The organism is Streptomyces sp. AK010 (assembly GCF_014207295.1).
In the GTDB taxonomy this organism is placed as follows: domain Bacteria; phylum Actinomycetota; class Actinomycetes; order Streptomycetales; family Streptomycetaceae; genus Streptomyces; species Streptomyces massasporeus.
Genome location: NZ_JACHCX010000003.1, coordinates 514995 through 538687, shown reverse-complemented (window position 1 = coordinate 538687; position 23693 = coordinate 514995). Strand labels below are relative to the sequence as shown.

Below are 23693 nucleotides of genomic sequence, written 5' to 3'. Positions count from 1 at the left end.
GCCGGGCGACGCTCCGGTCGCCGCCCCGCTCCGCCCGGCCGCCGGACGCTCGCGGCGTGAGCCAACGCAGAGAACAGCCCGTAGGGGCTGGCGCGGTCGGCTCCACGGCTTCAGACGGTGTCCTATGTGGTGATCGCTCGTTGAGCTGTCTATGGGGCGGGGTACATGGAGTTGGATTGTTCCGGACGGGCTGTGGGAGATCGCGAAGCCGCTGATCCCACCGTCGAAGGTGCGGCCGCAGGGCGGCGGAACGCAGGACACGCCTGATGAGACGCTGTTCGCGGCGATCATCTACGTGCTGGTCAGCGGCTGCGCCTGGCGGGCCCTGCCGCCGTGTTTCGGGATATCGAAGTCGACCGCGCACCGCCGGTTCCTGATCTGGTCGCGGGCGGGCGTCTGGGGCCGGCTGCATGAAGCGGTTCTGCACCGACTCGATGACGCCGGCCTCATCGACGTCTCGCGCGTGGTCCTCGACTCCGCCCAGGTCCGCGCTAAAAAAGGGGGCGAACACACAGGTCCGAGCCCCGTGGACCGGGGCAAGCCGGGTTCCAAGATGCACGTCCTGTCGGACGCGAACGGACTGCCTCTGGTCGTCGGCGTCTCCGCCGTCAACGTCCACGACAGCGAAGGCCTGAGGCCCATGGTCGAGGGTCACCAAACGAGACACGACCCGCACAACGGCCGCTACTTCAAGCCTCAGCGCCTGCATGCCGACAAGGCGTATGACATCCCCCACCTGCGGAAATGGTTACGCGGCAAGCGCATCGGCGTGCGCATCGCCCGCAAAGGCGTCGAGTCCAGCGAACGCTTGGGCCGCCGCAGGTGGGTGATCGAGCGGACGATCTCGTGGCTGTCCGGCTATCGCAGACTCAGTCCCCGCTACGAGCGCCATCCACGCAACTACCTGGCCTTTCTCGGCCTTGCCGCAGCCCTGTGCTGCTACAAGCGACTGGTCCGCCTCACCACATAGGACACCGTCTTACGCAGCCACCATGGGGCGAGCCTCGAAGATCGGGGACCCGATCGGGCTATTGCGGGCAGGTCCACAGACTGCCCGATTCGCGGCCAGCGCACGGGCCCGATCTCTCGCCCCATGGCAGCTCCAGCCCAAAGCCGCTCCGCCGATGCCCATGCACGTGGCGCCTTCAAATCCCTCAAGTGGCAACCCCTGCCCAATCGGGAGAGCATGACGTTATCGCATCGACCGCGTTTCCGAGAGGATGCGTCATGGATAGTTCGTCACTGACGACCATTGAGGCCGCAGTCAGCGACGGGAAATCCGTCATGTCTGCAGACACAAGCACGGTGGTAGCCGCCATTCAAGACTGCTTGCGAAACGGAAGGTCAGCGACGTTCTACGTCTCCCACGACGCAGCTTCGGCTGTACACTCGTGGTTTTGGACTCCCCGGCGGATCAGAGAAGCCGCAATGGAGCCGGTGACGAAGGAAGAGAAAGCCAGGATTCAATCCGAGTTGGGGATCAAGGATACTGGACCCCTCTACTCCAACCGCATCAAATGCGAGTGCGGGAAGGTTTACGGCGCTTTCGAATTCGTGCAGCAGGGAATTCGTGAGCATGGGCGCGATGTGGTCGGCGCCGTCCTGGAGCTCGAGAATACCTCTGTCGTTCGAGTCAACCCTCACAACATCGCCGTCTGTGCCAGTTGCAACAGAAGGTTGATGCAAGGGCACTACTACTGCTGGCTCAATGGGTACTGCTGCTGTGCTGAGATCTAGGCGGAGAAAGCCTGGACTTCGGGCGAGCCTCATGTGGGCGGGTGAACTACTGACCCTCAAAGCGTGGTGTCGTAGGGGCTGACGCCTCGTAATCCCTGCGGTATGCCGACTGCATGAGGTATGCGCAAGGGGGCGGACTGACCGGTGAACGGCGGGTCTTCCGCGAGAAGTTGAGGATGGAGACGGCCGAGCGGTTCGCCCAGGGCGATGAGAACTCGGTCATCGCGCACGACCTGCGGGTCAGCGTCCGATCGGTTCAGCGCTGGCGCAGAGCCTGGTCGCAGAACGGGCCCCGGGCCCTGGCCTCCAAGGGTCCGGCGTCACTGCCGCTGCTCAGTGACGAACTGTTCGCCGTGCTCGAGCGGGAACTGGCCAAGGGACCGGTGGCATACGGCTGGCCGGACCAGACCTGGACCCTGTCGCGGATCAAGACGCTGATCGGGCGCCGGTTCCACAAGAGCTACCCGCCAAATACATTCAATGAGGTCCGGTCGGGGTGGCCCGCCTCCTGCCCATCCCGACCTGGACGGCCATCCGAAGCCCGCAAGGCCCGCAAGGGGGTCACTCTTGCGGGCCTCGGCCGTGATCCCGGCCGACTGATCTGAGCTACGCCTGGCAGGGCCACCACGCTGAGCTGCCGCTCCCCCAGCTCGTCGGCCCACAACCGGACGCCTGTCGCCGTTCCTTGAACCGTGACCCCCTATCGGTCGATGAAAAGTGCCCCCTTCCGTGACCAAGTGATCAGTCTGGACGCCACCCTGTCGCGGCCGCCCCCAGTGCCTGGCCCATCGGTCAGGTCTCCCACGGCACACCACGCCCCGCCACCGCCGCCCGCCACATCTGTCGCCTCGCTCTCCCACACGCCTCTGCGGTGACCGTGGCGCGATCACTCGTACGCGGACGCAACGCCGCTTCAGCCGTCGATCTCCGTACCAGGCGAGCCACTCGGAGTGGCTCCGCCGCCGGCGTTTGCCTACCTCTTGCAGGGTTCCGTGCCCTCCGCGTGCCCATAAGGGCGGGGAACAGCGGTCGACAGCGGCGCCATGCGACCCAGACGACCGCTCCCCATAGCCAGGTATCCGTGCTGGTCAGGACCTTGGAGCCCGCCCAGGCGCCGTCGCTTTCCAAGCTGAGAGCGCGAGTTCGATTCTCGTCACCCGCTCCACGCGAAACCCCCAGGTCAGAGACCTGGGGGTTGTTTGTCGCCTAGTCCCATCTGAGGGTGTCGCGCCCCTCGCGTGCCTAAACGGTGCCTAAGCGAGGTGGAAGCGAGGTGAAGCGGCCACTTCAGGGGCGTTCAGTGGTCACTTGGGGCAACTCGAACCCCCGGCGTCTCGCATGGCGAGACGCGCTTCATGTGGCCTGCGTCACTACTGCTCAACGGTGTCTCGTGTCCGCCGTGGCATTCTCGGCAGATACGGCCTTGACCGGCTCGGTGATCTTCACCGGTTCCGTGCCGACCCTGCTGTGCCGCTCCGCCCAGGACTCCAGGGCCGTACGACAGGCGTGATCGAGGTGGTGCAGGCCCGACAGGTCCAGCTCGACCGGGCGGTCCTGCGGCAGGTTCTCCAGACTGTCGAGGATCTTCGGCAGCCGCAGGAACGTGGCGTTGCCCGACACGTAGACCTGGATCGGTCCGGCGCCCTTGTCTATGACCTCCAGCTTGACGTGCGACGCCTCCCAGGCCGTCTTGACGATCGCCAGGGCCAGTCCGATGAGCACCCCCTCGAACATGTTCACCGCGACGATCGACACGGCTGTGATCACGAGGATCAGCGCCTCGCCCTTGTGATCCCGCCACAGCGCCGCGATCTGCCGGAACGGGATCAGCTTCCAGCCTGCGTGCATGAGGATTCCGGCCAGGGCGGGGATCGGGATCAGGGCCAGCGCCCACGGCATCACGGCGGCGAACAGCAACAGCCACACGCCGTGCAGCACCCGGGACGCCTTCGTCTTCGCACCCGCGGCGACGTTGGCCGAGCTGCGCACGATCACCGCGGTCATCGGCAGCGCGCCGAGCAGACCGGACACGGTGTTGCCCGCGCCCTGGGCGATCATCTCCTTGTTGTACTGGGTGCGCGGACCGTCGTGCAGCCGGTCCACGGCCGCCGCACTGAACAGGCTCTCCGCGGAGGCGATCAGCGCGAACGCGATGATCGTGCCCCAGATGGCCGGGGCGGCCAGCTCGCCGAGGGCCTCGGTCCCGGGCGGCTGGACGACGCCGAGCAGACCTTCGACCTGGACCGTGGCGACCGGGAGGTCGAGGGCGAGGGTGGCGACCATGGCCAGCAGGACTGCCGCGAGGGCGCCGGGCACGGTCCGCACCGCCTTGGGCATCTTCTTCCACAGCACGACGACGGCGATGGTGCCCGCTCCGATCGCGAGGGAGGTCAGGGCCTCCATGTCGCCGAACGCGTCGGCGAACGCCCCGGGCAGGCCCACGGTCTTTCCGACACCGGTCTCCGGCGCCTTCAGGCCCGCCGCCGCGTAGATCTGACCGGCGATGATCACCAGTCCGATACCGCAGAGCATGCCCTCCACGACGGAGACGGAGATCGCCCGGAACCAGCGGCCAATCTTCAAGAACCCCATGGCGAGCTGGAGCAGACCAGCGCACAGCACGATCACGCCGAGCGTGCCCACACCGAACTCGCTGACGGCCTCGAAGACGATCACGGTCAGACCGGCGGCGGGTCCGGAGACCTGCAGACTGCTGCCGGGCATGAACCCGGTGACGAGGCCGCCGACGATGCCGGTGATGAGGCCGAGTTCGGCCGGGACACCGGAGGCGACGGCCACACCGACGCACAGCGGCACCGCGACCAGGAAGACGACGACGGACGCGAGGAAGTCCTGCCGCAGGTAAGGGAACTTGGACAGCATGGCCATCAACTCCCTCACACCAACTCGAAGGTGCCGAACTCCATGCGGTGTTCCCGCACGTTTCCCCTCGGGACCTCGCAGTGCCGGCCGGTGGGGACGACGGAGGCGTACGACGGGAGCGGGTTGCTCACGGTCCGCAGTTCGAAGAGCTCGGCGGGCCGGGCGACCATGATCAGAGCGTGTGCGACACGGGAGTCGGAGCAGGTGAGGAACAGCACCTGAGGGGGCCGGCCCTCGATGCGAGCGGACTCCTCAGGGCGCTGTCCGAATAAGCGGGCGTTGTCGATGAGGGGTTGCATGGTGTGAGGACCTCCTGGCGCGCCGTGGGGTACGCGTCGGACGTACCGGGCAGGGGTGTGGGGTTCTCTCTGCTCAGCAGCGGAACACCTGCGAAGCGGCCGGTGAGCAGGCGGACATCCATCTCGACGGGCCGTGGTACGCGAGGTGGGGCGTGGTCGGCTCGTAGGCGACCGAGGTGCTTGCCTTCATGGGCAAGGGCTTTGGCCTTGAGATGACGGGCTGTGCACGCGGACTCGCAGGGCACCGCGGATCCGAACGGGAGGACCAGCAGGACGGCGGCGAGAGCGAAACCACAGCCCGTGACCTCACACCTCGGAACATGCGCCCCCCTCAAGGCAGCCCATTACCTTTTGCATGCACCAACGACCGGTCAAAGAACAGTCAAGAAGCACGTTAACTCGGCAAAGTCGCTTGCGGGGTCAATTGAGCCTTTACAGGTCAAGAGAGCCTGAAAAGCGAACTGGAGTTGGCGCGAAGCCGTCATTGCCGCGGGAGGGGCGCTGTGGCCGTGTTGTCGCTGCCCGTGCTCGAGGCGCTGCCGGCCGGTGCTGCCTGGTGGGAGGAGCGGCTGTCGCGCCCTTTGACGCGCCACGTCGTGCCGGCCGCCGTCATCCGCGGCTGGTGGTACACGGCGAGCGTGGTACTCCAGCGCTTGAATCACCCACCGGGGAGCAGCGGCGCCACGCCGCTTGATGAGGCGGCGTGGCGCTGTGGTTTGCGGTTGATATGCAATTCGAGATATCGGGGGACTACTCATCCGGTCCAGGTTTCGGCGATCTTCGAGGCTTCATCCGCTCACCTTTTCCCGCGGAGGCAGGCCAGCCGTACGCGGCTGCCCTCTCACGGCGGCTCCCACGCGCGCCCTGCCGCCACCAGCACGATCGCCAGGTACTTCACGTTGTCGAAGAAGGCGTCCCGCTGCCTGACCTGATTCGGAGCAGCCGTCTCGCCCCGTCTCGCGTGGGTGGACAGTGACTGCCCCCGCTGTTCCTCAGCGGCCTGAGGAACTGAGCGCAGGGTGTCCCTCATCGGCCCTCCCGAAACAACCCGGGTCCTTGGTTCCTCGTCCTGCAGCGGATACGGCTGTGGCGTGAGCGCAGAACATCGTCAGCACCCTGATCAACATCTCTGTGCGACCGCTCCACCACGCCAGTCGGGCACACACGAGCCGGGCCGCCCCGTGCGGGGGCGCGCGCGAGGCGGCCCGGCGGTCACACGGTGGCCGGAGCCGCCGGTCCGACCAGCTCGGACAGCACGTCCTCCATGGTCACGAAGCCGATGACCTTGGCGCTCTCCCCGACGACGGCGGCCAGATGGCTGCCCTCGGCACGCAGGGCGGTGAGAGTGTCGTCCAGCGGGGTGTCGATGCGCACGCGGGTGACCTTGTGCAGCGCGGTGCGCGGGAAGGGCCGGTCACGGTCGGTCAGGCCGAGGGTGTCCTTGATATGCAGGTAGCCCAGGACCGTGCGGTCTGAGCCGGTGACCGGGAAGCGGGAGAAGCCCGCCTCGGCGGCCAGCCGTTCCAGCCGGGCGGGGGTGATCGTGTGGTCGACGGTGCGCATCCGCTGCGCCGGGACCGCGATCTCGCCCACTGGCCGGGTGCCCAGCTCCAGCGCGTCCCGCAGTCGCTCGCCGTCGGCCGGGCTGAGGAGTCCGGCCTCGCTGGAGTCGAGGACCATACGGGCGAGCTGATCGTCGGTGAAGACCGACTCGACCTCGTCCTTCGGCTCGACGCGCAGCAGTTTGAGCAGGGCGTTGGCGAAGGCGTTGATCCCGAACACGAACGGCCGCAGCGCCCGGGTGAGCGCCACCAGGGGCGGGCCCAGCAGGAGCGCGGTGGGCACGGGGGCGGCCAGCGCGATGTTCTTCGGCACCATCTCGCCGATCAGCATGTGCAGATAGGTGGCGAGGGTGAGCGCGATGACGAAGGCGACCGGGTGCACCAGGGCGTGCGGGAGGTGCACCGCCTCGAAGCCGGGCTCCATCAGGTGCGCGATGGCGGGTTCGGCGACCGCTCCCAGCACCAGCGAGGAGACGGTGATGCCGAGCTGGGCGGTGGCCATCATCGCCGAGAGGTGCTCCAGTGCCCACAGCGTCATCCGGGCCCGCTTGTTGCCCGCCTGGGCGTGCGGTTCGATCTGGCTGCGGCGCACCGAGACCAGGGCGAACTCGGCCCCCACGAAGAACGCGTTGGTCAGCAGCGTCAGGGCGCCGATGGCCAGTTGCAGCGCGGTCATCGGGCCTCCTCCATGAGCTGGGCGGTGGGTGCGGCGGCCGATTCGGTGATGCGTATCCGGTCGGCGCGGTGGTGCTCGACCTCCAGCACCTCGAGCTGCCAGCCGTCGAGGTGCACGACGTCCCCCTTGCCCGGGATGCGGGCCAGACGGGTGGCGACGAGCCCGGCGACCGTCTCGTACGGGCCCTCCGGCGCGGTGAGTCCCATGTCCGTGAGCTGGTCGATGCGGACGCTGCCGTCCGCCTCCCACACCGCGCGTCCGTCCCGCGTCATCGGGGCAGGGATCAAATCGGGTGCCTCGAAGGGGTCATGCTCGTCACGGACCTCGCCGACGACCTCCTCGACGATGTCCTCCACGGTCGCCACTCCCGCCGTGCCGCCGTACTCGTCGATGACCACGGCCATGGTGCGGTACTCACGCAGCCGCTCCAGCAGCCGGTCCGCGGGGAGGCTGTCGGGCACCAGCAAGGGCTCCGTGGTCAGCTCCGTGACCTGCGTGACGGCCCGCTTCTCCGGCTCCAGGGCGAGCACGTCCCGGATGTGGACGGAGCCCACCACCTCGTCCAGGCTGTCGCGGTAGACGGGGAAGCGGGACAGCCCGGTCGCGTGGGAGAGGTTGGCCGCGTCGGCGGCCGTCGCGTGGACCTCCAGGGCGTTGACGTCGACTCTCGGCGTCATCACGTTCTCCGCCGTCAGCTCACTCAGATGCAGGGTCCGCACGAACAGCTCAGCGGAGTCCGCCTCCAGGGCCCCCTCGGCGGCCGAGTGCCGGGCCAGCGCGCCCAGTTCCTCAGCGGTGCGGGCGGAGGCCAGCTCCTCGGCCGGCTCAAGGCCGAAGCGGCGCACGAAACGGTTCGCGGTGCCGTTCAGGTGCCCGATGAACGGTCCGAACGCGGCCGTGAACGCGCGCTGCGGACCCGCGACCGCCTTAGCGACCGCCAGCGGGCGCGAGATCGCCCAGTTCTTCGGCACCAGCTCGCCGACCACCATCAGCACGACGGTGGAGATGACCACGCCCAGCACCGTCGCCACCGACGAGGCGGCGCCACCCAGGCCGATCGCCCGCAGCGGGCCGCGCAGCAGCGCAGCCAGGGACGGCTCGGCGAGCATGCCGATCACCAGCGAGGTGACGGTGATACCCAGCTGAGCGCCGGAGAGCTGCAGCGTGAGACGTCGTACGGCTTTCAGCGCACCGTCCGCGCCGCGCTCGCCGGCCTCGGCGGCGCGCTCCAGGTCAGCGCGCTCAACCGTGGTCAGGGAGAACTCGGCCGCGACGAACACCGCGCAGGCCAACGTCAGGAGGAGGGCCAGCAGGAGCAGCAGGACCTCGGTCACCGTCCCACCCCCGCTCCCTCGATCGCGAGAGTCCTGCGGGCAATGGCACAGCTGGTACTGGGAGGCTCACCCATCGGGGGTACGTCGCTCCTTCTCGTATCACACGTGGACAGTGGGTGGAAACAGGATTGCCTGCCTCTACACCAACTGTAAAGGAGTCGCAAAGCACCACCCGAGGGCGCTTCGGCTCGAGTCTCCGGCGGTGTGTGCCGAAGATCCATGGCAGCGGCCCGGATCGCTGCTCCGGGCCGGCATCTGACGCACAGCTGATGGGGATGAGGGTGGACGTCAACGAGGTCCTGCTGCCTGGAGTGGGCCTGCGCTATGAGTTCGTCAACCGGGACGGCGACCGCGTCGCGATCGTCGCCGGGCGCTCCGGGGACTTCGAACTGATGGTGTACACGAGCGACGACCCGGACGAGGCCCGGCCGGTGGTCCGCTTCACCAGCGAGGAAGCCGACACCGTCGCGGAGATCCTGGGCGCCCCGCGTATCGCCGAGCGGTTCGCCGATCTGACCCGGGAGGTACCGGGCCTGAGCGCGGGACAGATCCAGATCGGCCCCGGCAGCCCGTACGCGGGGCGTGTCCTGGGTGACACCCGGGCCCGGACCCGCACGGGTGCCTCGATCGTGGCCGTGGTGCGCGGCGAGGAGGTCATCGCCTCGCCCGGGCCGGCTCAGGGCCTGCGGGCCGGGGACGTCCTGGTGGTCGTCGGCACCCGCGAGGGCATCGCGGGCGTCCAGCGCATCGTCGAGGGCTGACCGTTGCACACGCCGACGGCGCTGCTGCTGGAGCTGGGGGTCATCCTTGCCGCGCTCAGCGTGCTCGGCGCTCTCGCCCGGCGCTTCGCCCTCTCGCCCGTGCCGTTGTACCTACTGGCCGGGTTGGCCCTGGGCGAGGGCGGGCTCGCCCCCGTACCGGCGGCCCGGGAGTTCGTCGACACCGGCGCCTCGATCGGTGTGATCCTGCTGCTGCTGATCCTCGGCCTGGACTTCACCGTCCGGGAGTTCACCACGAGCCTTCGCCGCCACCGCCCCTCCGCCGCCCTGGACCTGGTGCTCAACGCGGCGCCCGGCGCGGCGGCGGGATGGCTGCTCGACCTGGACGCCGTCGGGATCCTGGCGCTGGCGGGCGCCACCTACGTCTCCTCCTCCGGGATCGTCGCCCGCCTGCTCGGTGACCTGCGCCGGCTCGGCAACCGGGAGACCCCGGCGGTGCTGTCCGTGCTGGTGGTGGAGGACTTCGCCATGGCCGGATTCCTTCCCCTGCTCGCTGTCATGGCCGCCGGAGGCACCTGGTGGCAGGCGCTGCTGGCCGTGCTGGTGGCCGCCGCGGCGGTCACCGGGGCGATCACGGGCTCGTACCGCTGGGGACACCACGTCGGCCGGGTCATGTCCCATCCCGACCCCGAGCAGATGCTGCTGCGGATCCTCGGCATCACCCTGATCGTGGCGGCCCTGGCCGAGCTCATCCATGTCTCCGCCGCCGTCGGAGCCTTCCTCATCGGACTGTCCTTGACGGGCGAGGCCGCCGACCGGGCGCGAGGCGTCCTCGCTCCGCTGCGTGATCTGTTCGCGGCCGTCTTCTTTCTGGCCCTGGGCATGTCCGTCGACCCCGGCGGCCTGCTGCCGATGCTGCCCGCCGCCGCTGCTCTGGCACTGGTCGGCGCGGCGACCAAGGTGGCCGCCGGCTGGTACGCCGCGGCCCGCGAGGGCGCCGGCCGGCGGGGGAGGCTGCGGGCCGGGACGGCCCTCATCGCCCGCGGCGAGTTCTCCGTCGTCATCATCGGGCTCGCCGGTACGACGGATCAGCGCCTGGGGGCCCTGGTCACCAGCTACGTGATGTTGCTCGCCGTCTGCGGTCCCGTTCTCACCCGGTTCGCTCCCACCCGCTCCGCGATCGCCCGGCCGAAGCAAGGCCCTCCCGCGACTCACGGGTCGGCAAATGCCGTGCGTCAGTGATGCCGGCGCGCCCCGCACCACCGCGAGCCCCGCACCACCGCGCCTCGCGCGCCGTCACGTCCCCCGCCGCCAGACCCGAGGCCGGCCCGTCCACACCCACAGCCACCCGACCGGCCACGATGTCTCCCAGATCCGCAGGCCGGACCCTGCATCTTCAGCTTCAGCCCAGGAGCTCGGCTATGAGGTGCGCCCGACCGAGGCGTGGGTGCGGCGCGAGAACGGCCGCCATCTGGACGGCTGCGCCGACCGCGCCTCGCCGCCAGGGAATCCGGGGCCCACTGGCGGGGACCATCCGGCACCCCCGCGTGCCCCGGTCGCCGATCACCGGGGCGCCCCCACAGGGCATCCCGCGCCGCCCCAGCGGACTGCGGCCACCGGGCAGAACCGTCGGTGCTTGAGCGGCACGGGCCGCCGACGGCAGTACAGGCGAAAGGAGCCGCCGGCCGGACGCCTCGGACACGCCCCCCCCAAAGCGGCGAACTCGTTGCCGTGCTCGGCCTCAGCCTCACAAGAGCCCGTTTTCGGCCTTTCCCGGCGAGCCCGTGCCGACCGTGCCCCTCCCGGCCTGCGGCAGCCCTATGCTTCTACTCGTTTGTAGAAGGCCCGCGACTGGGCCGGGCCTCTCACACCCGGAAGAGGACACGCATGGCTTCGATCGACCTGGACAAGGTGCTCGACAAGGCGTGGGCGGACAAGAGTCTGCCCGAGATCCTGGCCGCCCCGGTGGGGGCGCTCAAGGGCGTCTCCGACCGTGACGGCGAGCTGCTCCAGGAGGCGTTCGGGGTCAAGACCGTAGCCGACCTGGCCGAGTTGAAGTACGTCCGCTGGGCGCAGGCCCTCGCCGCGCTGGGCGCGGCCAAGTAGCCCGTCCCGCGCACAACCGTGGTGCCGTGCGCCCGCCCCGGCGCACGGCACCACCCCTGAACGAGACACACGCACGTATAAGGAGTGGACGCCACCATGGTGTTCAAACGACTGCTCGGATCACTCGGGGTGGGCGGACCCACCGTCGACACGGTCATCGACCCGGGAGCCGCCCGTCCCGGCGGCGGATTGGCCGGCCAGGTCCATCTCAAGGGTGGAGACGCCGACTTCGACATCGAGCACATCACCCTGGAGCTGGTGGCCAGGGTCGAGGCCGAGCACAGCGAGGGCGAGAGCGAGGGTGTCGTCGCCTTCGAGCGTTTCACCGTCGGCGGCGGTTTCCGGCTGGGCGCGGATCAGCAGCGCAGCATCCCGTTCACGGTGACGCTGCCGTGGGAGACGCCGATCACCGAGCTGTACGGGCAGGGCCTTGGCATCGTCCTCGGCGTGCGCACCGAGCTGGCGGTGGCCGGCGCCAAGGACAAGGGCGACCTGGACCAGCTGAACATCGCCCCACTGCCCGTCCAGGAGGCCGTCCTGGAGGCGCTCGGCCGGCTCGGCTTCGGCTTCAAGTCGGCCGACCTGGAGTACGGGCGCATCGGCGGCACCGGCCAGCAGCTGCCCTTCTACCAGGAGATCGAGCTGACCCCCGCGCCGCAGTACGCGCACCACGTCAACGAGATCGAGGTGACCTTCCTGGCCGGCCCGGGCGGCGTCGAGGTCGTCCTGGAGGCCGACAAGCGCGGCGGCTTCTTCTCCGGCGGCCACGACGCGCTGACGCGCTTCACGGTCGGTCATCACGATTCCCGCGACTGGACCACGGAAGTCGACGGCTGGATCCGGCAGTTGGTCGAGCACCGGGCGTCGCACGGCTCCCACGGCGCCTACGGTCACGGTGACCCGTACGCCGGGCACGGGCACGGGCACGGGCACGGGCACGGGCACGGGCACGGCGGACACTACGGGCACGGCGACCACCACCACGACGACCACCGCCGGTCCGGTCCCGGCATGGGCACCGCCGTCGCCGCCGGCGCCGCCGGGCTCGCGGTCGGCGTCGTCGGCGGCATGGTCGCGGCCGAAGTCGTGGACGAGGTCGGGGACTTCTTCGAGGGCGACGAGGAGGACGAGGGCTGATACCAGGCCCCGTCAGACGGCAAAGGGTGCACCAGCAGGGGGTGGGCAGACGCACCGCTCCGCCCCCTGCTGATAACTTCTACTACATTGTAGAAGAAACGCTGTCCGGAGCACCCCGGTCCGGGCATCCTCCCGACACATACGGAGTTCTCATGGCCCTGTGGGACCGCCTCAAGGAGTCCGCATCGACGATGCAGACCCAGCTCATGGCGAAGAAGAACGACCTGAAGAGCGGCGCCTTCCGCGACGCGAGCATGGCGATGTGCGCACTCGTCGCCGCCGCCGACGGCACCGTCGACCCCTCCGAGCGGCGGCGTGTGGCCCAGCTCATCGCCACCAACGAGGTGTTGCAGAACTTCGACGCCGACGACCTGCGCCGCCGCTTCGAGGAGAACCTCGACAAGCTCACCGCCGACTTCGACTTCGGCAAGGTGAGCGTCATGCAGGAGATCGCCAAGGCGAAGAAGAAGCCCGCAGAAGCGCGGGCTGTCATCCAGATCGGCATCGTCATCGGCGGCGCCGACGGCGACTTCGACAAGGACGAGCAGGCCGTGGTCCGCGAGGCGTGCTACACCCTCGACCTGCCACCCCACGAGTTCGACCTCTGACCGACCCGGACCACGTGGCGGGCCGGCGTCCCTTGGATGCCGGGGGATCAACGCCTCGGCACGCGCTCTGGGCCCGACGCCGTTCAGTTCGGGGTGGGGGCCGGAGCGTCAAGGGCTGTCCGTGAGCATGGTGATGCCGATGATGGCTTCGCTCCGACCGCCATCCCCGGCGGGCGTGTGGGCCGATTCCGGAGCCGGAGGATGGACGGGGAAAGGCCGCGGGCCGGCTTTGGCAGGCATCCTGACGGGCCGGCTGGTGTTGTTCGTCTGTCTGCTTGCGCTGCCGGCCTTCGTTCGGCTCGTCGCCGCGCTCACCGATCACGCCTGACGCCCCACCCGGCCCGTCAAAGGGGCGTGGCCGCGTGCAGGATGAAGACCATCGTCACGGCGGAGTTCGCCGACGACATCGCCGACACCGCAGCCCCCACCGCCGCACCCCACGCCGCAACGCCCACCGACGTGAACACCGACGGCCAGCTACGCACCGTCGGAGCGGGTCCGAGCAGGGCCGCCACCCGGCGCGGCACCGGTCCCGCCGCGGCCAAGCCGGCCAGGGTCGCCACCGGGGTACCGCGAGACACCAGGGCCGCCTTGCCGATCGCACACGCCACGGCCCGGCGGCTACCAACCGCTTGGGCCGCGTCCTCGTCCGCCCACCGCTCCGCTGTGTACGCCACCGCCGTACGCAGCGGCCGCAGGAACGGGTTGGCCCGCGCGGCCAACTGGACCGCAAGCAGGAAGCGGTGGTGGCGGGCGGTCAGATGGGCCCGCTCGTGGGCGAACAGTGCCCGGCGCTCGGCCGGTTCGAGGCAGTCCAGCATGGCCCTGGTCACGACCACCCGGTCGCGGCGACCGCCTCCCGGCAACGCGTAGGCGTAGGGGAGGTCGTCCGGGAGCACGGCCACCTCCGTCTCCCGCAACCCGGCCAGCGCCCGGTGGGCACGACGGCGCACCCGCCCGTGCCGCCGGAGCGCCCGGCCGCACGCCACCAGCACCACGACGAGCGCGGGGATCGCCGCCTTGCCGACGACCTCGTCGTACGGGACCGCCGCCCGCACCTCGGGGTCCGACCAGCCATCGGGCAGCGGGTTCCCGGGAAGCTGGGCGGTGCCGACCACCATCACGAGGCCGAGGCACAGCGTGCTGCAAGCCGCCATCACCGCGGCCACCCCGGTCAGCAGCCGGGTCGCGGTCCGCGGATGCAGATGCTGCTCGGCCAGGCGCGCAATCGGCCACGCCGTCAGAGGCAGCACCAGCGGCAGAAAGACGAACACCCCCATGAGGCTTCAGTCTTCCCCTTCGTTCCTCGCCTGACCCAGCAGCTCACGCAACAGCCGCTCGTCGTCCGGGCCGAGGCCGGTCACGAAGCTGGCCAGCACCGCCTCGCGGTCGCCTTCGGAGTCCAGCACCCTGCGCATCTTGTGGGCGGCCAGGCCCGCCTGGTCCGACGCAGGCGTCCAGGCGAAGGACCGGCCCGCACGCTCCCGCGTGACCGCCCCCTTGGCCAGCAGCCGGGTCAGGATGGTGATGACGGTCGTATAGGCGAGGTCGCCGCCCAGGCGCTCCTGCACCCAGCCGGCCGTCGCCGGTCCGTCCGCCTCCCGCAGCGCCGACAGGACCAGCGCCTCCAGCTCACCCTGCCCCCGCCGCCGGGGACGCTGCCGCTGCTCAGTCACACCCTGCCTCCCTTCCCCCGCCGTCAGTTTCCCAAGCGGACATCGTATAGACGCCCCCAGGACCATCACGCCGCCCGACGAGCCTCGAAGCCCCGTCCACACACCCTCTACAAAATTGTAGAAGCTACGCTGCCCCAGGGCATACCCGCACACAAGAAGGACCGGGAAAGGAGCGTTGCGGCATGGGTGTCATCGCATGGCTGGCGCTGGGACTCCCCGCCGGAGCGACCGCCAAGGCCATCCTGCCCGGACGCGATCCGGGCGGTCGCTCACCGGCACGACGGCCATCGGCATCGCCGGCGCCTTACCGGGCGGCTGACTGTCGGCGCATTTCCTCGACCGGCCGGTACAGCGGGATTTCTTCGACGCCGCAACCTGGGGCTCGGCCATCGCGGGTGCACTCGTGCCGCTGATCGCTTATCGCCTGCTGTTCGGCAACTCACGGGACTGACGCGGGACATCGCACGACCGAGCCGGACCCGAGGCACGGTCGCGTCCCCCTTCCACCTTCTCTACAGTGATGTAGATTCTTGAGCCTGGGCCCGTGCCGCGGGCCTCGACCGCATCTGCCGAGAAGGAGTACGCAGTGGGAGTTTCCCTGTCCAAGGGCGGCAACGTCTCGCTCAGCAAGGAGGCACCGGGCCTGACCGCCGTCCTGGTCGGCCTGGGCTGGGACGTCCGGACGACCACCGGCACCGACTACGACCTCGACGCCTCCGCGCTGCTCCTCGACACGTCCGGCAAGGTCCTGTCCGATCAGCACTTCGTCTTCTACAACAACCTCAAGAGCCCCGACGGCTCGGTGGAGCACACCGGCGACAACCTCACCGGTGAGGGCGAGGGCGACGACGAGACCGTCAAGGTGAACCTCGCGGGCGTACCCGCCGAGGTCGACAGGATCGTGTTCCCGGTGTCCATCCACGACGCCGAGAACCGCGGCCAGAGCTTCGGCCAGGTCCGCAACGCCTTCATCCGCATCGTCAACCAGGCCGGCGGTGCCGAGATCGCCCGCTACGACCTGTCCGAGGACGCCTCCACCGAGACCGCGATGGTCTTCGGCGAGCTCTACCGCAACGGCGCAGAGTGGAAGTTCCGTGCCGTCGGGCAGGGATACGCCTCGGGCCTGGCCGGGATCGCCGCCGACTTCGGTGTGGGCGTCTGAAATTTCGTGGAGACGGCGCCCGGCCGACTCACCCCGGGCAGGTCCGGCGCCGCCTCCGCACCGCTCCGGGAGCGACACCGAAGCCTTCCACCACGCAGGAGACCATGTGGCCGACCCACTGCGCCTTCGCCAGGAGGACAGGCCGGACTTCGAAGCGGTACTGCACCTGGCACTCACCACCACGGACATCCCTGCGGCCCTGAACGCCGATCCCACCGGCCAGGCCACGGCGCGCCTGCGTCTCCGCGCACTCGGGGACGCCGACGAGATAGCCGCCACGGCACGCGCGGAATACGGCACGTACCTCGCCCTGCGTACATCGGCGGAGCCCGACCCGCCGCCACACCGCGCCGCCGGCAGCCTGCTGCCGGCCCTGGCGGTACTCACTCCGCTCATCGCCGCCGCATCTGCCGCGGTCCTGCTCGTCCTCGGCTACCTGCTCCGACTGACCGGCACGCAAGACACGCTCCCCGGCTCACTGGTCACCGCCGGATGGGTCCTGACGCTGATCGCGGGCTCCAGTGCCCTCCTCACCTTCGCCGCGATGTCGAGAACGGCGATACGCGGCGGCAATGGAACCGCACATGAGGCACGCGTGCAGCAGGCACGACAGAACTGGCAGCGGGCCCTGCTGGACCGGGGCATGCTGCCCCACCTGCGGCGGTGCCTCCGCGAGGATCCGTCCCTCCGCGCCACCCCGACCCTGGGCGTCCGCACCGCCCACTTCCATGACTCCCGCACCGCCACCAACCCGAAGGAGCACCCGTCCCATGTCGGTCAACCTGAGCAAGGGCCAGCAGATCAGCCTCAGTAAGTCCGACGGCACCGCCCTGACGTCCGTCCGCATGGGCCTCGGCTGGCAGGCCGCGCCCCGCAAGGGCTTCCTCGCCAAGCTCACCGGGACCCGCGAGATCGACCTGGACGCCTCCGCCGTCCTCTTCGCCGCCGGGCAGGCCGCGGACGTCGTCTTCTTCCAGCACCTGGTCAGCGACGACGGCTCGGTCCGGCACACCGGCGACAACCTCACCGGCGGCGCGGGCACTGGAGGCGACGACGAGGCCGTCCTGGTCGACCTGGCCCGCGTACCCAGCCACATCGACCAGATCGTCTTCACCGTCAACTCCTTCACCGGCCAGACCTTCGCCGAAGTACAGAACGCCTTCTGCCGCCTCGTCGACGAGACGACCGGCACCGAACTGGCCCGGTACACGCTCACCGGCGGCGGTGCCCACACAGCCCAGATCATGGCGAAGGTCCACCGCTCCGGCAGCGGCTGGCAGATGAGGGCCATCGGCGCACCCGCCACCGGTCGCACCTTCCAGGACCTGCTTCCGGCCATCACGCCCCACCTCTGAGCGCCACCGCCGCTACGCTCACGCCGTCCAGGCCCGGGACCCGGAGAAGAGAGAGCAGGACACCATGTTCGGACTGAGCGAACTCGCCGTCATCCTCATCGTGGTCATAGCCGTCATCCTCGCCAAGAAGGGCCCCGAGCTGGCCCGCTCCGCAGGCAAGTCGGCCCGCATCCTCAAGGCCGAGGCCCGCGCCATGAAGAAGGAGGAGGAGAACGACAAGGAGGCAGACACGCCGCCCCGGGTCATCCCGGGTGAGACCGCCGTACCGGGCACCGGCGCGACCGCCCCCGGCATGGAGCGGCCGTCGGCCCCGGCACCGGAACGGACCGAGCGCGCGAGCGGTACGCCGCCGCAGGACAGCAGGCCATGATGCGTCCGAGTGCCGTCGTCGCCTTCTGGCCGTCGGCCTCCTCGTGCGCCCGCAGGTCCGCGGAGACGAAGACGAAGTCGATCAGCTGGGCCAGCCTGCTCTGTCCTGCGAAGCCGAAGAAATGCGTGTCCTCGACCTCGGCCTCCGTGAGGCGGTCGCGGTCGGCCTCCCAGGTATGCATGGCCTGCAGAGCCTTGTCGTTGCTACTGGCGGCCGTCAGCCCCAGATTCGGATCGCTCTCCCCTCAACCAGTCGTAGGCACGGCGCAGTTCCGTGGCCCTGTCATGCTTCCGCACCTCCTCGAAGGGTCGTACCCGAGCGCCTTGCCCGTGACCCATTTTCTGGATCAAGCCCGCAGAAGGCATGGGTGCCCGGAGAAGGCGCCCACTGGCGAGGTCGAGGTCCAGCGCGCGGCAGCGGACGCGGACAGACGGTTGGGCGTCTCCAAGGCCGCGCTCGAGTCCGTCACCCGCTATCTGGCGCTGTACCTCTCCGAGCACCTGCGCGAGCGGCGCCGCCCCCGTCTTTTCGCGAATTCGATTCTCGTCACCCGCTCTACGAAGAAGGCCCAGGTCAGAGGCCTGGGCCGTTTTGCTGCGCGGCGCGGACGGGCCGCGTGCCAGATGCGCGCCACGCCGCCCCACAGGGGCCGGGGTCTTTCGCCCACAGGTTGTGGACGGCGGAACGGAGTCGGAACACCAGCCGAGTTGCCCGCTGCTCCCGCCCTCGCCGCATGACCGGACAGGCCCGACGCCCACGTCGCCCTGCTTGATCACGGTCATACGCAACTCGCCCCAGGCGGACCGCTTTTGCCTCTGTCACCGATCCCGCCAGGACATCGACGTCGCGGCCCGCACCGCAAGCCCGGTGCCGTCGCGGGGTGTGAGTCCCGTCCGGCAGGGAACACGCATTCAGATAGAGGGCCTGCGCGGCCGCCCGCTGACGAAGCAGACGTCGTCCTTGCTCCGCGGTCGCGCGATGCGCTTCCGGCACCGGAGGAAGCGCATCCCTACCTACGGCCCGGTCTCAGCGGCTCCCGGGCGGCGCCGAGTCATCGGCCTCACCCGGGGAGAACAATCGTCATGACCACGCATTCCGTCGTCCGCCCCCCGCCCTCGGAGAGGTCCGGCAGCGACTTCGCCCGGCTGTCGAGGAAGATCGCCGACGCCGGCCTGATGGGCCGCCGTCCCGGCTACTACGCCCTGCGGATCACCGTGGTCGCCGGGCTCTACGTCGCCGGGTGGGCCGCCGTCCCGCTCGTCGGTGACAGCTGGTGGACCCTGACCGTCGCCGCCTTCCTGGCCGTCGTCTTCGGCCAGGTCGCCCTGCTCGCCCATGACGCGGCCCACCGTCAGGTGTTCCGCCGGCGCCGGGCCGGCGAAGTGTCGGGACGGATCGCCGGGGCCGGTATCGGGATGGGCTACGGGTGGTGGCAGGACAAGCACACCCGCCACCACGCCAACCCCAACCACGAGGACCTCGACCCCGACCTCGACCCCGATCTGCTGGTCTGGTCCCAGGACCAGGCCCGGGCCGCCACCGGACTCCCCCGTCTGATCGGCCGCTGGCAGGCGTTCCTGTTCTTCCCGCTGCTGACACTGGAGGGCTTCAACCTGCACGTGTCGAGCGCGCGGGCGCTGGCCAACCGCTCGCTCAAGCACCGAGCGCTCGACGGCGTCCTGCTGTTCGCGCACTTCGCGGTGTACCTGACCGTCCTGTTCTGGCTGCTGCCCCTCGGCATGGCGATCGCCTTCCTCGCCGTCCACCAGTGCCTCTTCGGTGTCTACCTCGGCTCCCTCTTCGCGCCCAACCACAAGGGCATGCCGATCCTGAAGGGAGAGGACCGCCCGGACTTCCTGCGCCGCCAGGTGCTCACCTCGCGCAATGTGCGCGGCGGCCGGCTCACCGACATCGCGCTGGGCGGGCTGAACCACCAGATCGAGCACCACCTGTTCCCCAGCATGCCCAGCCCCAACCTGCGCAGGGCGCGGACCATCGTCCGGCGCCACTGCGAGGACCTGGGCGTGGACTACGTGGAGACCGGGCTGGTCACCTCCTACCGGCTGGCCCTCGTCAGCCTCCATCAGGCGGGAGCACCGCTCCGGAAGACCCGGGTTCCCGCGTAGAAGCGGGCGTCCGGCGATCTCGCGAGGACCGCCGGGTTCCCGCGTAGAAGCGGGCGTCCGGCGATCTCGCGAGGACCGTCGGCGGCGGTGACGGCACCGCGCCACGCCGTGGATGCCCGGGCGCCGATCGGCTCCCCGGTCAGCGCAGCCGGTCTCCCCCGGCCCGTCGCCGGTCATCGCGGATGCGGTCCTGCCGGTCCCGGCGGTGGATGAAGTCGCCCGGCTCGAGATCACCGTCCATGAGCCACCCGATCACGAGACCGACGAAGTGATCAGCGTGCGGGTGGTGTGGTCGCGCCGGTGGACGTTCAGCCGTGGAAGGGGCAGGGCTCCTCGGTTCCGGAGTGCCCGTCGAGGCGCCGTCGAGGCGCCGTCGCGGCCGGGCCGGGTCCTGGCCTCGCGGCGTGCCGCCCATACGGGGGTGTGCGCGGTGGCGGGTGGAGGGCCGTTCCACGAGCCCGGGTCGGCGGGCTCGCGGAACGAGCCCGGATCGGCGGGCTTCGTGGTGGACCGCCGTCCGGGGATGCGCCACGAACCGGACAGGAGGTCCGAGCCCGACGGGCATCGTGTCCTGGAGGGTCGGCTGCCCCGGCCCGCGGACACCGGACGCGGGTGGGCCCCCGGCCAGTCGTGTGCGCGGCTGCGGCCGGGGTCCCGGATTGCGGGTTGTGCTGTCGGTGCGGTCAGTTCCGCCCGTCGGGGGACGGGCCGGGCGAGGCTGCCGGAAGGGTGGGGCCCGTTCCTGCACGGGCACGCGGGCGGAGTCGCCCGCGTACGACGGGTCCGGGTCCACCGGGGCGGCCGGTACGGCTCGTCGCCGCCCCGCGGCGGGCCCTTCGCCGAGCCGACGGAGCCGGTCCCGCCACAGGCATCCCGGTGCGGCCGTAGTGGACGCCGGCCATACGGTCGCCGTGCTGCGAGTTCAGCAGGCGGATGAGGAGCGCCCCGACCGCGATCAGTCCCAGGATCACGGCCACGGTCACGAAAATCTCCACCGTTCTCACCTTCCCCTCGGTTGCTGCGGCACCGTGCCGGTCATGGCGGGCACCCGTGGAGGTGCGGCCGAGTCGCGTGACTCGTGCCCTCCTTCGGAGTCCCAGACCGCCTCCACGGCCCGGTCGGCGTCGCGCAGCGTCCGCAGGCGCGCCGCCTCCTCCATCAACCGGCTCGCGGTCGACATACCCCGCGGGTCACTCGCGGCGGCCATCAGCCAGGCGGCCGAGTCGGGGGCCGTCATCGGCGGGACGACCAAGAGGTTCCAGCGGCCCACGTGGTAGGAGAGCAACAGCAGTTCGTGCGGATCCTGCTCGTCCCGGAACCAGCCGACGTTCACCACGTGCCCGGCGACCGGCACCTTGCGCGGGATGACCGGCCACTGAGTGGGATTCACCGTGACCCGGGTGATCCGCCCCCACAGCGGATCCAGTACGGCGGTCAGGGACGGGAGTTCCGCCTCGAGATCGCGGGAGCGTGGCCACCAGGCGCCGTCCAGCAGAGCCGGTGCGGAGCCGGTGGGAGCCAGCGACAGACGCGGAGAGAGCGAGGAGAGCCGGTCTTCGGCTTCGGTCGTCGGCGGGTGGGTAATGGTCGCCATCATGACGCGAACCCTGCCCCGGGCCGACCGAGATCGGCCCGGAATATTGAATCGCCGAAAACGACACGAGCCTGAAAGCCGGTGTTCGAAAAATCCTCGGTGAGTCCAGCGTACTCCTCCGGCAGGCCCGACGGACCGTGCGGACAAGAGAGGGGCGGACCTCATGCGTTCCTCCTCGTAACCGTCGTCCCTGAGGCAACGATTCCGGGCGAGTTGCGGACAGATTCGATCCGGGCTGTGGCCTCTGGCCCCGGACCGTGTAGGCGCAGGTCAGGACCCCTGCATGTGCCCAAATGCCGTCACTCCCCAAGCCGAGGGGGCGACTTCGATTCTCGTCACCCGGTCAGGCCGAAGTCGCCTTCACGGAGGGGGCGTTGTCCCGGCAGCCTGAGCACGTGCCGCAGCAGGGTGGTCGCAGCGTCTCGCGTCGGCGGAACGACATGGCCACGCGGCGTCGCCGAGCTGATCCGTGCCGAGTCGGGAGAATGCTGATCCGTGCCGAGTCGGGAGAATGCTGATCCGTGCCGAGTCGGGAGAATATCGATCCACTGGTGTGTCGGTCCCCCGATGTGCCCGCGGGCTTCGGCGAGGGTTTCCCTGACGGAGGGGGTGGCATGGTGAAGGGCGCGGGAGACGAAGGGAACCGGCCGGCGGCCGAGAGGGGACTCTGGCATCTGGTCGTCGGGCAACTGGGCACGGCCCTGGTCGTGGTGGATCCCGCCGGACGGATCCTCGCGGTCAATCCGGCGGCCGAGCGGCTGCTCGGCCGCGCCGCCCCGGCGATGCGCGGGGAGGACGCACACGACCTGCTGCACCGGGATGCGCACGGCGGCAGGATCCCCCGGGAGCAGTGCCCACTGCTGCGGGCCGTGGCCGAGAGGTCCGAGGCGCGCGAGGAGGGCGACATCTGTCTGCGCGGTGACGGTCGCCTGATCGCGATCTCCTGGTCCGCTTCTCCCGTGACGGACGACGGCGCCTTCGTCGGCATGGCCGTGCTGTTCACCGACACCGCCGGCGAGCGCAGCGCGCGTCGGGAACGCGCGGCCTACACACGTGCTCTGGAGGACCTCACCGAGCGGCTGACGCTGGTCGCGGAGATCACCGACGTCCTCGGCCAGACCCTGGAGACCGATGAGGCCCTCGTCCGGCTGGGCCGCCTGCTGGTTCCCCGCCTCGCCGACTGGGCGGCGGTGGATCTCCGGGTCGCTTCCGGAGAGGTCCACCGGATGGCGGTGACCGGTCCCGCGGGCCGGGAGGCCGGACTGGAGGGCGGGCGCCGGCGTCTCACCGAGGCCGGGGAGGCAGATCACTCACCGCTCGTCCAGGTGCTCAACGGCGCTGATCCCGTACTGCAGCAGGAGGCGGCTCCGGCCGCACCGCCCGCCTCTCCCCTGGCCGCCGTCCACGACGACTTCCTGCGGACGGTGGGCTCGACGTCGGCCATCACGGTGCCGCTCGGCCCCCGAGGGCAGATCACCGGCGCCCTGACGGTGGTGCGCACGGACCCGGAGCACCCCTTCGACGGCGACGACCTGGACGTCGTGAGCGACATCGGCCGCCGGGTCGGCCTGGTCATCGACAACGCACGGCGGTTCGGACGCCAGCGCGCCGTCGCCGAGGCCATGCAGCGCAACCTGCTCGCCCCGCTCCCCCAGCCCGGCCGCCTGCGGCTGGCCGCCCGCTACCAGCCCGCCCCGGCCGGCTCCCAGGTGGGCGGCGACTGGTACGACGCGTTCGAGCGGAAGGACGGCACGCTCGCGCTGGTCATCGGCGACGTCGTGGGCCACGACCTGACCGCGGCGGCCGGAATGGCGCAACTGCACGGCATCCTGCGCTCACTGGCGTGGGATCACACCGGCCCGCCCGGTGCCGTCGTCGACCGCCTCGACGACGCCATGCCCGCCATCACCACCGTCCCCATGGCCACCCTCGTTCTCGCCCTGCTCGAAGGCGACCCGCGCACCGGTCCCTGGACACTGCGGTGGACCAGCGCGGGGCACCCGCCGCCTCTGCTGCTGACCCCGGACGGGCAGGCGCAGTACCTCGAAGCGGGACAGGGAGTCGTCCTCGGTGTCCCTCCGGGCACCGGCGGCAGCCGGCCGAGCGCCGCGCAGGCCCTTCCACCGGGTTCCACTCTCCTGCTCTACACCGACGGCCTGATCGAGATCCCCGGCAGCGACCTGGACACCGGCCTCGCCCGTCTGCGCCGCCACGCCCTCGCTCTCGCCCACGAACCGCTGGACACGCTGTGCGACCGACTGCCCGCCCGCATGCCGCCCGGCAGCACCGACGACGTGGCCCTCCTCGCCCTGCGTCTGCCGTCGCCCTGAAGGCGGTGACCCACGGTGA

The 23693-nt window shown here is 70.2% G+C and carries 20 protein-coding genes and 3 pseudogenes; 15 read left to right on the top strand and 8 right to left on the bottom strand.

Features of this window, described 5'->3' with window-relative positions; genetic code table 11:
* The first annotated feature begins 151 nt into the window (after positions 1–151).
* Positions 152–970 carry an IS5 family transposase gene (locus tag HDC93_RS08705; protein WP_185008796.1) on the top strand — a complete coding sequence of 273 codons (819 nt, stop codon included), beginning with the start codon at positions 152–154 and terminating at the stop codon, positions 968–970.
* A gap of 943 nt (positions 971–1913) precedes the next feature.
* Complete coding sequence (locus HDC93_RS38250; RefSeq protein WP_398984293.1) at positions 1914–2342, top strand: helix-turn-helix domain-containing protein; 429 nt, start codon at positions 1914–1916, stop codon at positions 2340–2342.
* Between the two features lie 772 nt (positions 2343–3114).
* Here HDC93_RS38250 and HDC93_RS08695 read toward each other — a convergent pair.
* From HDC93_RS08695 to HDC93_RS08675, 5 genes and pseudogenes are all read right to left on the bottom strand, one after another.
* The gene (locus tag HDC93_RS08695) at positions 3115–4620 is read right to left on the bottom strand and encodes a SulP family inorganic anion transporter (RefSeq protein ID WP_185008794.1); all 1506 of its coding nucleotides are present in this window, start codon (positions 4618–4620) and stop codon (positions 3115–3117) included.
* An 86-nt stretch (positions 4621–4706) separates the two neighbouring features.
* Positions 4707–4919, bottom strand: a pseudogene (locus HDC93_RS08690) (carbonic anhydrase); the annotation flags it as partial.
* An 847-nt stretch (positions 4920–5766) separates the two neighbouring features.
* Positions 5767–5949: pseudogene (locus HDC93_RS08685) on the bottom strand (hypothetical protein); the annotation flags it as partial.
* Positions 5950–6131: 182 nt separating this feature from the next.
* Positions 6132–7157: a hemolysin family protein gene (locus HDC93_RS08680; protein ID WP_185008783.1), complete on the bottom strand. Its 1026-nt coding sequence runs from the start codon at positions 7155–7157 to the stop codon at positions 6132–6134.
* The gene (locus tag HDC93_RS08675; RefSeq protein ID WP_185008781.1) at positions 7154–8491 is read right to left on the bottom strand and encodes a hemolysin family protein; all 1338 of its coding nucleotides are present in this window, start codon (positions 8489–8491) and stop codon (positions 7154–7156) included. The genes HDC93_RS08680 and HDC93_RS08675 overlap by 4 nt, the downstream gene beginning before the upstream one ends.
* 269 nt (positions 8492–8760) lie before the next feature.
* Between HDC93_RS08675 and HDC93_RS08670 the strand changes: the two genes are divergently transcribed.
* The 6 genes from HDC93_RS08670 (at position 8761) to HDC93_RS08645 (ending at position 13389) form a co-directional block, all read left to right on the top strand.
* Positions 8761–9252: a cation:proton antiporter regulatory subunit gene (locus HDC93_RS08670; RefSeq protein WP_260419469.1), complete on the top strand. Its 492-nt coding sequence runs from the start codon at positions 8761–8763 to the stop codon at positions 9250–9252.
* 3 nt (positions 9253–9255) lie between these two features.
* Positions 9256–10452: a cation:proton antiporter gene (locus tag HDC93_RS08665; protein WP_185008777.1), complete on the top strand. Its 1197-nt coding sequence runs from the start codon at positions 9256–9258 to the stop codon at positions 10450–10452.
* A gap of 645 nt (positions 10453–11097) precedes the next feature.
* On the top strand, positions 11098–11316 hold the full coding sequence (locus HDC93_RS08660) for a hypothetical protein (RefSeq protein ID WP_185008775.1): 219 nt from the start codon (positions 11098–11100) through the stop codon (positions 11314–11316).
* Between the two features lie 96 nt (positions 11317–11412).
* On the top strand, positions 11413–12453 hold the full coding sequence (locus HDC93_RS08655) for a sporulation protein (RefSeq protein WP_185008773.1): 1041 nt from the start codon (positions 11413–11415) through the stop codon (positions 12451–12453).
* A gap of 152 nt (positions 12454–12605) precedes the next feature.
* Entirely contained in the window at positions 12606–13061 is a 456-nt protein-coding gene (locus HDC93_RS08650) for a tellurite resistance TerB family protein (protein WP_185008771.1), read from the top strand.
* Between the two features lie 121 nt (positions 13062–13182).
* Complete coding sequence (locus HDC93_RS08645; RefSeq protein WP_185008769.1) at positions 13183–13389, top strand: hypothetical protein; 207 nt, start codon at positions 13183–13185, stop codon at positions 13387–13389.
* Between the two features lie 16 nt (positions 13390–13405).
* On the opposite strand, the gene HDC93_RS08640 is transcribed toward HDC93_RS08645, so the two are convergent.
* Complete coding sequence (locus tag HDC93_RS08640) at positions 13406–14341, bottom strand: M56 family metallopeptidase (protein ID WP_185008767.1); 936 nt, start codon at positions 14339–14341, stop codon at positions 13406–13408.
* Between the two features lie 6 nt (positions 14342–14347).
* Positions 14348–14737 (bottom strand): BlaI/MecI/CopY family transcriptional regulator, encoded by a 390-nt coding sequence (locus tag HDC93_RS08635; RefSeq protein ID WP_185008765.1) that lies wholly within the window; start codon positions 14735–14737, stop codon positions 14348–14350.
* A gap of 182 nt (positions 14738–14919) precedes the next feature.
* Here HDC93_RS08635 and HDC93_RS38245 point away from each other — a divergent pair.
* The 6 genes and pseudogenes from HDC93_RS38245 to HDC93_RS08610 all read left to right on the top strand — a co-directional run bounded on the left by HDC93_RS38245 (position 14920) and on the right by HDC93_RS08610 (position 19750).
* Positions 14920–15188 (top strand): annotated as a pseudogene (locus HDC93_RS38245) (GlsB/YeaQ/YmgE family stress response membrane protein).
* Positions 15189–15323: 135 nt separating this feature from the next.
* Positions 15324–15899 (top strand): TerD family protein, encoded by a 576-nt coding sequence (locus tag HDC93_RS08630; RefSeq protein WP_185008762.1) that lies wholly within the window; start codon positions 15324–15326, stop codon positions 15897–15899.
* 106 nt (positions 15900–16005) lie between these two features.
* Positions 16006–16713, top strand: a complete 708-nt coding sequence (locus tag HDC93_RS08625; protein ID WP_185008760.1) for a hypothetical protein — start codon at positions 16006–16008, stop codon at positions 16711–16713.
* Positions 16670–17254, top strand: a complete 585-nt coding sequence (locus tag HDC93_RS08620) for a TerD family protein (protein ID WP_185008758.1) — start codon at positions 16670–16672, stop codon at positions 17252–17254. The genes HDC93_RS08625 and HDC93_RS08620 overlap by 44 nt, the downstream gene beginning before the upstream one ends.
* 64 nt (positions 17255–17318) lie before the next feature.
* A complete protein-coding gene (locus HDC93_RS08615) occupies positions 17319–17624 on the top strand; it encodes a twin-arginine translocase TatA/TatE family subunit (RefSeq protein WP_185008756.1) in 306 nt (101 codons plus the stop codon).
* A gap of 1082 nt (positions 17625–18706) precedes the next feature.
* The gene (locus HDC93_RS08610) at positions 18707–19750 is read left to right on the top strand and encodes an acyl-CoA desaturase (RefSeq protein WP_185008754.1); all 1044 of its coding nucleotides are present in this window, start codon (positions 18707–18709) and stop codon (positions 19748–19750) included.
* Between the two features lie 1000 nt (positions 19751–20750).
* Here the strand turns inward: HDC93_RS08610 and HDC93_RS08605 are convergent.
* Positions 20751–21347 (bottom strand): DUF5994 family protein, encoded by a 597-nt coding sequence (locus HDC93_RS08605; RefSeq protein ID WP_185008753.1) that lies wholly within the window; start codon positions 21345–21347, stop codon positions 20751–20753.
* A 611-nt stretch (positions 21348–21958) separates the two neighbouring features.
* Here HDC93_RS08605 and HDC93_RS08600 point away from each other — a divergent pair.
* Positions 21959–23674 carry a SpoIIE family protein phosphatase gene (locus tag HDC93_RS08600; RefSeq protein ID WP_185008751.1) on the top strand — a complete coding sequence of 572 codons (1716 nt, stop codon included), beginning with the start codon at positions 21959–21961 and terminating at the stop codon, positions 23672–23674.
* Positions 23675–23693 lie beyond the last annotated feature (19 nt).

Excerpts from the sequence above, each read along its gene's own strand:
- HDC93_RS08705 (WP_185008796.1), top strand. The coding sequence starts at position 152 with ATGGGGCGGGGTACATGGAGTTGGATTGTTCCGGACGGGCTGTGGGAG.
- HDC93_RS38250 (WP_398984293.1), top strand. The coding sequence starts at position 1,914 with ATGGAGACGGCCGAGCGGTTCGCCCAGGGCGATGAGAACTCGGTCATC.
- HDC93_RS08695 (WP_185008794.1), bottom strand. The coding sequence starts at position 4,620 with ATGCTGTCCAAGTTCCCTTACCTGCGGCAGGACTTCCTCGCGTCCGTC.
- HDC93_RS08680 (WP_185008783.1), bottom strand. The coding sequence starts at position 7,157 with ATGACCGCGCTGCAACTGGCCATCGGCGCCCTGACGCTGCTGACCAAC.
- HDC93_RS08670 (WP_260419469.1), top strand. The coding sequence starts at position 8,761 with ATGGGGATGAGGGTGGACGTCAACGAGGTCCTGCTGCCTGGAGTGGGC.
- HDC93_RS08660 (WP_185008775.1), top strand. The coding sequence starts at position 11,098 with ATGGCTTCGATCGACCTGGACAAGGTGCTCGACAAGGCGTGGGCGGAC.
- HDC93_RS08655 (WP_185008773.1), top strand. The coding sequence starts at position 11,413 with ATGGTGTTCAAACGACTGCTCGGATCACTCGGGGTGGGCGGACCCACC.
- HDC93_RS08650 (WP_185008771.1), top strand. The coding sequence starts at position 12,606 with ATGGCCCTGTGGGACCGCCTCAAGGAGTCCGCATCGACGATGCAGACC.
- HDC93_RS08640 (WP_185008767.1), bottom strand. The coding sequence starts at position 14,341 with ATGGGGGTGTTCGTCTTTCTGCCGCTGGTGCTGCCTCTGACGGCGTGG.
- HDC93_RS08620 (WP_185008758.1), top strand. The coding sequence starts at position 16,670 with ATGTCGGTCAACCTGAGCAAGGGCCAGCAGATCAGCCTCAGTAAGTCC.
- HDC93_RS08615 (WP_185008756.1), top strand. The coding sequence starts at position 17,319 with ATGTTCGGACTGAGCGAACTCGCCGTCATCCTCATCGTGGTCATAGCC.
- HDC93_RS08610 (WP_185008754.1), top strand. The coding sequence starts at position 18,707 with ATGACCACGCATTCCGTCGTCCGCCCCCCGCCCTCGGAGAGGTCCGGC.
- HDC93_RS08605 (WP_185008753.1), bottom strand. The coding sequence starts at position 21,347 with ATGATGGCGACCATTACCCACCCGCCGACGACCGAAGCCGAAGACCGG.
- HDC93_RS08600 (WP_185008751.1), top strand. The coding sequence starts at position 21,959 with ATGGTGAAGGGCGCGGGAGACGAAGGGAACCGGCCGGCGGCCGAGAGG.